The following is a 12291-nucleotide window of genomic DNA, read 5'->3' on the forward strand; positions in this document are numbered from 1 at the left end:
CCGGCCTTGTTTCAAGTTGCTGATTTTCCTGGTTTTTTCCCTGGCACGAATTTCGCATGGGAGGGCATACCCCACAACGCAACACAGGAGGGTGTTCCCATCATGGGCCCGTATCGAAGGTTATGGTTCGCGTTGATCGCCGTGTTGGCGGTCACGTTCGCATTGCTCGGCTTCTATGGCGGTGAAGTCTACCGACAGGCGCCGCCCATTCCAGAGGAGGTCGCCAGCGCCGACGGCACGCGCCTGTTCGGCCGCGACGACATTCTCGATGGCCAGACCGCCTGGCAGTCCATCGGCGGCATGCAGCTGGGCTCGATCTGGGGCCATGGCGCCTACCAGGCGCCCGACTGGACCGCCGATTGGCTGCACCGCGAGCTGATGGCCTGGCTCGATCTGGCGGCGCGCGATGCGCACGGCCGCGACTACGGCCAGCTCGACGCGCCGGCCCAGGCCGCGCTGCGCGAGCAGCTCAAGGCCGAGTACCGCGCCAACCGCGCGGACGCGGCCGGCGGCAAGCTCACGCTCAGCCCGCGCCGGGCGCAGGCCGTGGCGCAGACCGAGGCCTACTACGACCAGTTGTTCTCGGACGCGCCGGCGCTGCATCGCAGCCGCGAAAACTACGCCATGAAGGAGAACACCCTGCCGGACGCCAACCGTCGCCGGCAGATGACGCACTTCTTCTTCTGGACCGCCTGGGCCGCCGCCACCGAGCGCGAGGGCACCTCGGTCACCTACACCAACAACTGGCCGCACGAACCGCTGATCGGCAACCACCCCAGCAGTGAAAACGTGATGTGGTCGATCATCAGCGTGGTGGTGCTGCTGGCCGGCATCGGCCTGCTGATCTGGGCCTGGGCCTTCCTGCGCGGCAAGGAAGAGGACGAGCCGCCGGCCCCCGCGCGCGACCCGCTCACCACCTTCGCGCTCACGCCCTCGCAGCGGGCGCTGGGCAAATACCTGTTCCTGGTGGTGGCGCTGTTCGGCTTTCAGGTGCTGCTGGGCGGCTTCACCGCGCACTACACGGTCGAGGGGCAGAAGTTCTATGGCATCGACCTGTCGCAGTGGTTCCCTTATTCGCTGGTGCGCACCTGGCACATCCAGAGCGCGTTGTTCTGGATCGCCACCGGCTTCCTGGCCGCTGGCCTGTTCCTGGCGCCGCTGATCAATGGCGGGCGCGATCCAAAGTACCAGAAGGCCGGGGTCGACATCCTGTTCTGGGCGCTGGTGCTGGTGGTGGTCGGTTCGTTCGCCGGCAACTACCTGGCGATCGCGCAGATCATGCCGCCGGACCTGAATTTCTGGCTGGGCCACCAGGGTTATGAATACGTCGACCTGGGCCGCTTGTGGCAGATCGGCAAGTTCGCCGGCATCTGCTTCTGGCTGGTGCTGATGCTGCGCGGCATCGTGCCGGCGCTGCGCACGCCGGGCGGCGACAAGAACCTGCTGGCGCTGCTGACCGCGTCGGTCGGCGCCATCGGGCTGTTCTACGGCGCCGGCTTCTTCTACGGCGAGCGCACCCACCTGACCGTGATGGAGTACTGGCGCTGGTGGATCGTGCACCTGTGGGTCGAAGGCTTCTTCGAAGTGTTCGCCACCACCGCGCTGGCCTTCATCTTCTCGACGCTGGGCCTGGTGTCGCGCCGCATGGCCACCACCGCCAGCCTGGCCTCGGCCTCGCTGTTCATGTTGGGCGGCATTCCCGGCACCTTCCACCACCTGTACTTCGCCGGCACCACCACGCCGGTGATGGCGGTGGGCGCCAGCTTCTCGGCGCTGGAAGTGGTGCCGCTGATCGTGCTGGGCCACGAAGCCTGGGAGAACTGGCGCCTGAAGACGCGCGCGCCGTGGATGGAAAACCTGAAGTGGCCGCTGATGTGCTTCGTGGCGGTGGCCTTCTGGAACATGCTGGGCGCGGGCGTGTTCGGCTTCATGATCAACCCGCCGGTGTCGCTGTACTACATCCAGGGCCTGAACACCACGCCGGTGCACGCGCACGCCGCGCTGTTCGGGGTCTACGGCTTCCTGGCGCTGGGCTTCACGCTGCTGGTGCTGCGCTACATCCGGCCGCAGTACGCGCTCAGCCCCGGCCTGATGAAGCTGGCCTTCTGGGGCCTGAACCTGGGCCTGGCGCTGATGATCTTCACCAGCCTGCTGCCGATCGGCCTGATCCAGTTCCATGCCAGCGTCAGCGAAGGCATGTGGTACGCGCGCAGCGAGGCCTTCATGCAGCAGGACATCCTCAAGACCCTGCGCTGGGGCCGCACCTTCGGCGACGTGGTGTTCCTGCTGGGGGCGCTGGCGATGGTGGTGCAGGTCATCCTGGGCCTGCTCAGCGGCAAACCCGCCGCGGCCGAGCCGGTGCTGCGGGCCGAGCCCGCGCGCCGCTAGCTTGCGGGTCCGGCGTGGATGCGCGTGGCAGGCGCATCCACGGGGCGGCGGCCTGCTGTTTGCGCCCGGTCCATTGCGCTCATTGCGCCAGCGCAAAGAGGACCAGGCCGGGCGGCGTTCCAATGACAGCGTATCCCGGGGCATCGTGACCCCGGGCGCAACCGGAGCGCCATCCATGCGCCGCCCGCTGGCCGCTGTCTTCCTGGTCCTGTTGACCGCCTGCGGGCCCGCCGAGCGGGCCCGTTCCCTTTCCCCCGACGTGTCGCGGCTGCCGCCGGGGCAGGTAGCCTACCTGCCGCCGGGCGAGACGCTGCGCAACGGCTATCCGGTGTCGCCGGCGCCGCTGCGCGCGGAGCTGGCGCGCGGCGTCGTCATCATGACGCGCCAGGTCAGCCAGGCCGAGTATGCGGCCTGTGTCCGCGCCGGCGCCTGCAAGCCGCTGGATCCCGGCTTCCGGGACCTGGATGCGCCGGACCTGCCCGCGATCGGCCTGAGCTGGAGCGACGCCTCGGCCTACGCCGCCTGGCTGTCGGACCGCAGCGGGCAGCGCTGGCGCCTGCCGACGTATGCCGAATGGGTCTATGCGGCCGGCGAGGCCTACCGCGAGGAAACGCCGCTGCCCGCCTCGGACGCCGATCCGGCGCAGCGCTGGCTGGCCGAGTACGACGCGCAGACCCGCCGCGGCCAGGAAGCCACCGAGGTGCGCCCGTTCGGCGCCTATGGCACCAATGCCACCGGGCTGATGGACATGGCGGGCAGCGTGTGGGAATGGACCGATGACTGCTACACGCGGCGCATCCTGGCGCTCACGCAGGGCGGCGAGGCCGTGACAGCCGGCCCTGACGACGGCGCCGACCGCAACTGCGGCATCCGCGTCGCGGCGGGGCGGCACATCGCCTATCTGCCCGACTTCATCCGCGACCCCAAGGGCGGCGCCTGCTCGGTCGGCGTGCCGCCGGCCAACCTGGGGCTGAGGCTGGTGCGGGAGGACGGCCCGGCCTGAGGCGGCGGCCCGTCGATACAGGATGTGCAGCCCGCACAGGTCGGCGCCGCCGCGTGCGCGCCCACCCGCGCCAGCGCGGCGGGCGAGCGCAGCACGATGCGCTTGCGGCCGCTGTCGACGATGCCGCGCTGTTTCCAGCCGCTGAGCAGGCGGCTGACGGTGTGCAGGGTGGTGCCGGTCATCTCGGCGATGTCCTGGCGCGTGATGGGAAAGGCGATGCCGATGCCGTCGGCCGTGGGTTCGCCGGCACTGTCCACCAGCCGCAGGATGGCGCGGGCCACGCGCTGCTCGACCTCGTCGTTGGACAGTTCCTGGATGCGCAGGTGCGCGTCCTGCAGCCGCCGGCCCATGGTCTGCAGGGCCTGCGCGGCCAGCTGCGGGTGGTGATTGGTGAAATGCTCCCAGAGCGCATCGGGCCAGGCCAGGCAGACGCTTTCCTGCACCGCCAGCACGGTGGCGGGATAACGCGGCTGGCGCATGGCGCACGCCAGGCCGAAAAGATCGCCGGGATTGACGTAGCGCACCACCACCTGGCCGCCTTCGGGCGTGACCTGCGCCACTTTCAGGCAGCCGCTGAGCAGCACGAAGAAATGCGCGGCGCTGGCGCCCTGGTGGTAGACCACGGCGCCAACTTCGAGCCGGCAGGGCTGCGCGCCGCGCAGCGCGGATTCCAGCTGCGCATCGGACAAGGGCTTGAAGAGATCCAGATTGCGCAGCAGGGCATGACAAAGGGGCGACGGCATCACGGGCTCCTGGCATGGGGGGATTGCGCTTTCATGGTGGCACCGCCACCCGGCCGAGGCAATGCGCGCGCGGCGCCAGGCTGGCGCCGAGTTTGCGCTACAGCAAAGAACGGGAAGGGCATGCGCCATTCAATAGGGTTGCCGACCTACACGGCAGTTGAAAACCCGATAAGGAGCTGGACATGAACGCATTACGGCCCACTTTGCTGGCGGCGGCGCTGGCTTTTACGATGGCCGCCGGGACCGCCTGGGCGCAGGACGCCGACAAGCTGCCCCATACCAAGGTCACGCTGGTCGCTCCGCCCCAGGTGCATCCGCACGAGCAGGCGACCAAGTCGGGCCCCAAAGTCGTCGAATTCACCATGACCATCGAGGAAAAGAAGATGGTGATCGACGACAAGGGCACGACGCTGCAGGCCATGACGTTCAACGGCTCCATGCCCGGCCCCACGCTGGTGGTGCACGAGGGCGACTACGTCCAGCTGACGCTGGTCAACCCGGCCACCAACGCCATGCCGCACAACGTCGACTTCCACGGCGCCACCGGCGCGCTGGGCGGCGCCAAGCTCACCAACGTCAACCCTGGCGAGCAGGCCACGCTGCGCTTCAAGGCCGACCGCAGCGGCACCTTCGTCTACCACTGCGCGCCCGAAGGCATGGTGCCCTGGCACGTGGTGTCGGGCATGAGCGGCACGCTGATGGTGCTGCCGCGAGACGGCCTGAAGGATCCGCAGGGCAAGCCGCTGCATTACGACCGCGCCTACACCATCGGCGAGTTCGACCTGTACATCCCCAAGGGCCCGGACGGCAAGTACAAGGACTACGCCACGCTGGCCGAAAGCTATGGCGACACGGTGCAGGTGATGCGCACGCTGACGCCGTCGCACATCGTCTTCAATGGCAAGGTCGGCGCGCTGACCGGCGCCAACGCGCTCACCGCCAAGGTCGGCGAGACCGTGCTGCTGATCCACTCGCAGGCCAATCGCGACACCCGCCCGCACCTGATCGGCGGCCATGGCGACTGGGTCTGGGAGACCGGCAAGTTCGCCAACCCGCCGCAGCGCGACCTGGAAACCTGGTTCATCCGCGGCGGGTCGGCCGGCGCCGCGCTCTACACCTTCAAGCAGCCTGGCGTGTATGCCTACCTGAACCACAACCTGATCGAGGCCTTCGAACTGGGCGCGGCCGGCCACATCAAGGTCGAGGGCAAGTGGAACGACGACCTGATGAAGCAGATCAAGGCGCCCGCGCCGATTCTGCGCTGACCAGGAGCCCGCCATGTCCCTCGCAATCAGATTGGCACTGGCGGCCGGCCTGGCCGTGGGCGGGTTCGCCCATGCCGCGGCCGACGCGCCGGCGCAGCTCGACCCGGCCGGTGAAAAGCTGTACCGCTCGGCCTGTGTGGTATGCCACGCCAGCGGCGTGGCCAACGCGCCCAAGCTGGGCGACAAGCAGGCCTGGGCGCCGTTCCTGGCGCAGGGCGCCGACGCGCTGCTGGCCACGGTGCTCAAGGGCAAGGGCGCCATGCCGCCGCGCGGCGGCACCGCCGCCGACGAGGCCACGCTGCGCGCCGCCGTGGCGTACATGATGGACGCCGCGCGCTAGGCGCGGACAGGAGCCCGGCCGCGATGGCCGGGCCGCTTCCTTCCTTCCTTCCTTCCTTCCCGCCTCGCCGTTGTCCCGCCCGCAGGTTGGCGCGGCCGCCTCCAAGGTTCCCGCCGTCGGGCCTGGTCCCGTGGGTGCCGCCCATTCGCTCAAATAGTTGCACTTGCAATTGTTCAAAAACCTCCATACGATTGCAATTGCACATTATGCAAATGCAATTCACGATGTGAAACGATGGCGCCGACCTTTCGTGTCCGGGCGCCGCTTGCGCACCACAAGGAGGATGCCCATGGAACCCGAGATCGACTGCGTCGACATCGACCCCGAAGAAACCAGCGAGTGGCTGGACGCGATGCAGGCTGTGCTGGCGCACGAAGGCCTGCCGCGCACGCATTACCTGCTGGACCGCCTGATCGACCAGGACCGCGCCCGCAGCGGCGGCTATGCCGCGGCCGGCGTCACGCCCTACGTCAACACGATCGGCCTGCCGGCCCAGGCGCCGTTCCCCGGCGACACCCGCATCGAGGCGCGGCTGGACGCCTATCTGCGCTGGAACGCCATGGCCATGGTGCTGCGCGCCGGCAAGCATTCCGGCGTGGGCGGGCACATCGCCACCTATGCCTCGGCCACCACCCTGTACGAAACCGGCTACCGCCATTTCTTCCGCGCCGCCACGCCGGACTACCTGGGCGACATGCTCTACATCCAGGGCCATTCGGCGCCCGGCATCTACGCCCGCGCCTACCTGGAAGGGCGCCTGTCCGAAGCGGAGCTGGACCGCTTCCGTCGCGAAATCGGCGGCGGCGGGCTGGCGTCGTATCCGCATCCGCGCACCATGCCCGGCTTCTGGCAGTTCCCGACCGTGTCGATGGGCCTGGGGCCGCTGATGGCGGCCTACCAGGCGCGCTACATGCGCTACCTGGAAGACCGCGGCCTGATCGCGGCGCAGGACCGGCGCGTGTGGGGCTTCCTGGGCGACGGCGAGCAGGACCAGCCCGAGACGCTGGCGGCAGTCGCCATGGCCGGCCGCGAAAAACTCGACAACCTGATCTTCGTGGTCAACTGCAACCTGCAGCGCCTGGACGGCCCGGTGCGCGGCAACGCCAAGATCATCCAGGAACTGGAAAGCGTCTATCGCGGCGCCGGCTGGAACGTCATCAAGGTGATCTGGGGCGGCGGCTGGGACGCGCTGCTGGCGCAGGACCACGACGGCCGCCTGCGGCGCCGCATGATGGAATGCGTGGACGGCGAATACCAGGTGTTCAAGGCGCGCGGCGGCGCCTACGTGCGCGAACATTTCTTCGGCGCCGACCCGGTGCTGCTCGAGCGCGTGGCGCACCTGACCGACGACGAGATCGGCGCGCTCAACCGCGGCGGCCACGACCCGGTCAAGATGCACGCGGCCTACGCCGCGGCCCTGGCGCATCGCGGCCAGCCCACGGTGATCCTGGCCAAGACCGTCAAGGGCTACGGCATGGGCGCGGCCGGCGAAGCCGCCAACACCAACCACCAGCAGAAGAAGATGGCCGACCCGGCGGTGCGCGCGTACCGCGATCGCTTCGACCTGCCGGTGCCGGACGAGCGCCTGGCGGACATTCCGTACCTCAAGCCGGAACCCGGCAGCCCGGAACAGGCCTACCTGGAAGCCGCCACCCGGCGCGCCGGCGGCCACCTGCCGCTGCGTCCGGCCGGCCCGGGCCCGCAGGCCACGCCCGCGCTGGAAGCCTTCGCCGCGCACCTGAAGGGCAGCGACGGCCGCGAATTCTCCACCACCATGGCGTTCGTGCGCATCCTGGCGCAGTTGCTCAAGGATCCGCAGATCGGCGCGCGCGTGGTGCCCATCGTGCCCGATGAATCGCGCACCTTCGGCATGGACGGCATGTTCCGCCAGGTCGGCATCTACTCGCACGTGGGCCAGCTGTACACGCCGCAGGACGCCGACCAGCTCAGCGTCTACCGCGAGGACCGGCGCGGCCAGATCCTGCAGGAAGGCATCAATGAATCGGGCGCCATGGCTTCATGGATCGCCGCCGCCACCGCCCACAGCACCCATGGCGTGGCCACGATCCCGTTCTACATCTTCTATTCGATGTTCGGTTTCCAGCGCGTGGGCGACCTGGCCTGGGCGGCGGGCGACATCCGCGCGCGCGGCTTCCTGCTGGGCGCGACTTCGGGCCGCACCACGCTGGAAGGCGAGGGCCTGCAGCATGACGACGGCCACAGCCACGTGCTGGCCTCGGTGATCCCGTCGTGCATCGCCTACGACCCGGCCTACGCCTACGAGATCGCCGTGATCGTGCAGGACGGCATGCGCCGCATGTACCAGGAGCAGGAAGACGTCTTCTACTACCTGACGCTGATCAACGAGAAGACCGCCCATCCGCCGATGCCGGAAGGCGCCGAGGCCGGCATCCTGAAGGGCATGTACCGCCTGCGCGAGGGCGCTCCGGGCGAGGTCCGCGCGCAACTGCTGGGCAGCGGCGCCATCCTGGGCGAGACCCTGGCCGCCGCCGACTTGCTGCAACAGGACTTCGGCGTGGCGGCCGACGTCTGGAGCGTCACCAGCTATTCCGAGCTGCGCCGCGACGGCCAGGAGACCGAGCGCTGGAACCGCCTGCATCCGCTGGACGCGGCGCGCCAGGGGTTCGTCGAAACGCGCCTGGCCGACACCTCGGGGCCCGTGATCGCGGCCACCGACTACATGAAGACGGTGGCCGAGCAGATCCGTCCTTTCGTGGGGCGCCGCTACGTGACGCTGGGCACCGACGGCTTCGGCCGTTCGGATACGCGCCAGGCGCTGCGGGCGTTCTTTGAAGTGGACCGGCACCACATCGCGCTGGCCACGCTCAAGGCGCTGGCCGACGACGGCGTGCTGCCGGCGGAGCGGGCGGCCGAGGCGATCCGGCGCTACGGGCTGGATCCGGAGGCGGTGTCGGCGGCCTTGCCGTAGGGCGCGCGGGCGGCCGGGCCGCGACGCCGGCATCCTGTCACCGGGGCGCGCCGGCGCGGTGACGGGCCGCTGGTCCGGATCCGCGCCGGATCTCCGACGGTGTGACCGGGCCGGGGCTGGGGGCATGGCGGCCGACGGGGCCGCACTGGTGCAAAATAGCGCTTCTCCCGACAGTGAAATGCGTCCCGGCAGCGGGACGGCGAAGGAAACACCATGGCATTCGATTTCGACCTGTTTGTGATCGGCGCGGGCTCCGGCGGCGTGCGCGCGGCCCGCTTCGCGGCCGGTTTCGGCGCCCGCGTGGCGGTGGCCGAAAGCCGCTACCTGGGCGGCACCTGCGTCAACGTGGGCTGCGTGCCCAAGAAGCTGCTGGTCTACGGCGCCCACTACAGCGAAGACTTCGAACAGGCCCACGGCTTTGGCTGGAACGCCGGCCAGCCCAGCTTCGACTGGCCCACGCTGATCGCCAACAAGAACCGCGAGATCGAGCGTCTTAACGGCATTTACCGCAACTTGCTTGTCAATAGCGGCGTGACGCTGCTCGAAGCCCACGCCCGCATCAAGGACCCGCACACCGTCGAGGTCGACGGCAAGTCCTATACCGCCGCCAACATCCTGGTGGCCACCGGCGGCTGGCCCCAGGTGCCGGACATTCCCGGCAAGGAACACGCCATCACCTCGAACGAGGCCTTCTTCCTGAAGACGCTGCCGCGCCGGGTGCTGGTGGTGGGCGGCGGCTACATCGCGGTCGAGTTCGCCTCGATCTTCAACGGCATGGGCGCGCAGACCACCCAGGTCTACCGCGGTCCGCTGTTCCTGCGCGGCTTCGACCAGGCGGTGCGCGAGCACCTGCGCGACGAACTCGCCAAGAAGGGCATCGACCTGAAGTTCAACGCCGAGGTGGCGCGCATCGACAAGCGCGCCGACGGCACCCTGGCCGCCACGCTCAAGGACGGCGGCGTGATCGAGGCCGATTGCGTGTTCTACGCCACCGGCCGCCGGCCGATGCTGGACAACCTGGGCCTGGAGAACACCGGCGTCAAGCTCGACGACAAGGGCTTCATCGCGGTGGACGACGAATACCGCACCAGCGAATCCTCGATCCTGGCGATCGGCGACGTCATTGGCCGCGTGCCGTTGACGCCGGTGGCGCTGGCCGAGGGCATGGCGGTGGCGCGCCGCCTGTTCCGCCCGGAGGAATACCGCAAGGTCGACTACAAGCTGATCCCCACCGCCGTGTTCAGCCTGCCCAACATCGGCACCGTCGGCATGACCACCGAAGAGGTGCGCGCCGCCGGCCATCCGGTCAAGCTGTTCGAAAGCCGCTTCCGTCCCATGAAGCTGACGCTGACCGAATCGCAGGAAAAGACCCTGATGAAGCTGATCGTCGACGCCGACACCGACAAGGTGCTGGGCGTGCACATGGTCGGCCCTGACGCCGGCGAGATCGTGCAGGGCATCGCCATCGCGCTCAAGGCAGGCGCCACCAAGCGCGTGTTCGACGACACCATCGGCATCCACCCCACCGCCGCCGAGGAATTCGTGACGCTGCGCACGCCGGTCGCGAATTGACGCCGTCGCCGGTCCCCGGGGCCGGCATCCTTTGACGGCCAGCACAGCCGCGCCAGGCGGCCCGGCGCGGCCGCGCCGGCTACAGCCGCTCGATCATCGCGCGCGCCGCCGCCGGCGCGCGCTCCTTGGCGCCATTGATGAAGAAGGCGAAGACGTCGCGCGGGCGCGTCGCGCCCGACGGCTTGCGCGTGCCCACCCGTGGCAGGTCGTCCGGATCGGCGCCGCGCGCCCAGGTGCGCAGGCGGTCGGCCCAGGCGTCCAGCACCTTGGGCGCATAGCCGGCCTTGAAGGCGGTGCTGGCGCGCATCAGCCGCGCATAGATGAAATCGCCGGTGGCATCGGCCAGCGAGGGGTAGTCTTCGCTGTCGGTGTAGACCGTGGCCACGGCGTGGCGGCGCGCCAGGGCCAAGTATTCTTCGCAGGCGAAGCTGGCGTGGCGCACGTCCATCACGTGGCGCAGCGGCAGCCCGTCCACCGCGTCCGGCAACAGCGCCAGGAAGGCGCCGAAGTCGTCGGCGTTGAACACCTTGGTGGGCGCGAACTGCCACACGATCGGCCCCAGCTTGGGGCCCAGCTCGGCGATGCCGCCGTGCACGAAGCGATGCACCGATTCCCCGGCGCCGGCCAGTTCGCGTCGGTTGGTGGCATAGCGCGAGGCCTTGAGCGAGAACACGAAATCATCTGGCGTCTCGTTGCGCCACTTGGCGAAGGTGGCCGGCTTCTGGCTGCTGTAGTAGGTGCCGTTGACCTCGATGGCGGTGAGCTGGCGGCTGGCGTATTCGAGTTCGCGCGCGTGCGGCAGGTCGTCGGGGTAGAAGGCGCCGCGCCAGGGCGCGTAGGTCCAGCCGCCCACGCCGACGCGGATGGCGCCGGCACGGCCGGCGCCGGGCGTGGCGGGTGATGATCGTGGTGGCATGCGTGGATCCTCCCGGGGCTTGCGGCCTTAGGGCCTGTTCACACTAAAAGGAGCCTCGCACAGGCCGGTAATCGGGCGCCAGGCTAGGCGCGGTCGCCGCCGCGTGGCTGTGCCACGCAAGGTGAGCGCAACGACGCCTGGCGCCCGATTACCGGCCTGCCCGAAGGGTGAGTACCCAAATGAGCGCCTCTCAGCGTTGCGAATGCTCGCCGGGGACCTGCCACGACTGCGCTTCGCGCCTTGATAGTCACTCATTTGGGTACTCATGCGAGGCTCCTTTTAGTGTGAGCAGGCCCTAGCCGATCACTGTATACCTCGCGGCCGCCGCGGCCCATCCGGCGACATTTAATCGCCGCCGGTGTGTTGTTTCCAGGCCGCCACGCCGCGCGAAAAAATCCGCTGTTCCGATACAGATTTCAGATAACGTGGCTGTTCATCTTCCCACTACCGACCGGCCCGCGCCGGCGCATCATGCCTGACATCGCCAATCTCCTGACGTTCGCCCTGGTCGCCCTGGGCATGGTGCTCACGCCCGGGCCCAACATGATCTACCTGGTGTCCCGCTCGATTTCGCAGGGGCCCAAGGCGGGGCTGATCTCGTTGTCCGGCGTGGCGGTGGGCTTCATCTTCTACGTGCTGTGCGCGGCATTCGGCCTGACGGTGCTGCTGATGTCGGTGCCGTACGCCTACGACGCGCTGCGCTTCGGCGGCGCGCTCTATCTGCTGTACCTGGCCTGGCAGGCGGTGCGCCCGGGCGGGCGTTCGCCGTTCCAGGTGCGCGAGCTGCCGGCCAGCAGCCCGCGCACGCTGTTCACGATGGGGCTTTTGACCAACCTGCTCAATCCCAAGATCGCCGTGCTGTACGTGTCGCTGCTGCCGCAGTTCATCCAGCCCGACCATGGCAGCGTGTTCAGCCAGTCGATCGCGCTGGGATTGACGCAGGTTGCCATCAGCCTGTCGGTCAACGCCGTCATCGCGATCATGGCGGGTTCGATCGCCGGCTTCCTGGCCGGCCGGCCGCTGTGGATCGCGATCCAGCGCTGGCTGATGGGCACGGTGCTGGCCGGCCTGGCGCTGCGCATGGCGCTCGATTCGCGCCGCTGAGATTCAGCGT

Annotated in this window: 9 protein-coding genes; 7 read left to right on the forward strand and 2 right to left on the reverse strand. The window is 69.0% G+C overall.

Going from position 1 to position 12291, the window contains the following annotated elements; translation table 11 throughout:
- Window positions 1-102: 102 nt before the first annotated feature.
- Together ACVN9Z_RS17520 and ACVN9Z_RS17525 are read left to right on the forward strand one after the other, a co-directional pair.
- Window positions 103-2388 (forward strand): nitric-oxide reductase large subunit, encoded by a 2286-nt coding sequence (locus ACVN9Z_RS17520; RefSeq protein ID WP_458212436.1) that lies wholly within the window; start codon window positions 103-105, stop codon window positions 2386-2388.
- 175 nt (window positions 2389-2563) lie between these two features.
- Entirely contained in the window at window positions 2564-3391 is an 828-nt protein-coding gene (locus ACVN9Z_RS17525; protein ID WP_053499480.1) for a formylglycine-generating enzyme family protein, read from the forward strand.
- On the opposite strand, the gene ACVN9Z_RS17530 is transcribed toward ACVN9Z_RS17525, so the two are convergent.
- Window positions 3286-4134 (reverse strand): Crp/Fnr family transcriptional regulator, encoded by an 849-nt coding sequence (locus ACVN9Z_RS17530; RefSeq protein ID WP_223308641.1) that lies wholly within the window; start codon window positions 4132-4134, stop codon window positions 3286-3288. The two genes, ACVN9Z_RS17525 and ACVN9Z_RS17530, sit on opposite strands and share 106 nt — an antisense overlap.
- Window positions 4135-4316: 182 nt before the next feature.
- Between ACVN9Z_RS17530 and nirK the strand changes: the two genes are divergently transcribed.
- The 4 genes from nirK to gorA all read left to right on the forward strand — a co-directional run bounded on the left by nirK (window position 4317) and on the right by gorA (window position 10261).
- Window positions 4317-5399: a copper-containing nitrite reductase gene (nirK, locus tag ACVN9Z_RS17535; RefSeq protein ID WP_458212437.1), complete on the forward strand. Its 1083-nt coding sequence runs from the start codon at window positions 4317-4319 to the stop codon at window positions 5397-5399.
- Window positions 5400-5412: 13 nt separating this feature from the next.
- The gene (locus ACVN9Z_RS17540) at window positions 5413-5739 is read left to right on the forward strand and encodes a c-type cytochrome (protein WP_053499478.1); all 327 of its coding nucleotides are present in this window, start codon (window positions 5413-5415) and stop codon (window positions 5737-5739) included.
- A gap of 289 nt (window positions 5740-6028) precedes the next feature.
- Complete coding sequence (gene aceE, locus ACVN9Z_RS17545; RefSeq protein WP_054518052.1) at window positions 6029-8689, forward strand: pyruvate dehydrogenase (acetyl-transferring), homodimeric type; 2661 nt, start codon at window positions 6029-6031, stop codon at window positions 8687-8689.
- Window positions 8690-8902: 213 nt separating this feature from the next.
- Window positions 8903-10261: a glutathione-disulfide reductase gene (gene gorA / locus ACVN9Z_RS17550; protein WP_458212438.1), complete on the forward strand. Its 1359-nt coding sequence runs from the start codon at window positions 8903-8905 to the stop codon at window positions 10259-10261.
- A gap of 79 nt (window positions 10262-10340) precedes the next feature.
- Here the strand turns inward: gorA and ACVN9Z_RS17555 are convergent, their stop codons facing one another.
- Window positions 10341-11177: a DUF72 domain-containing protein gene (locus ACVN9Z_RS17555; protein ID WP_458212439.1), complete on the reverse strand. Its 837-nt coding sequence runs from the start codon at window positions 11175-11177 to the stop codon at window positions 10341-10343.
- Window positions 11178-11648: 471 nt separating this feature from the next.
- On the opposite strand from ACVN9Z_RS17555, the gene ACVN9Z_RS17560 reads away from it, so the two are divergent.
- Window positions 11649-12281 carry a LysE family translocator gene (locus ACVN9Z_RS17560; protein ID WP_458212440.1) on the forward strand — a complete coding sequence of 211 codons (633 nt, stop codon included), beginning with the start codon at window positions 11649-11651 and terminating at the stop codon, window positions 12279-12281.
- The last annotated feature ends 10 nt before the right edge of the window (window positions 12282-12291 follow it).

It is taken from the genome of Achromobacter sp. KK8 (genome assembly GCF_054188005.1).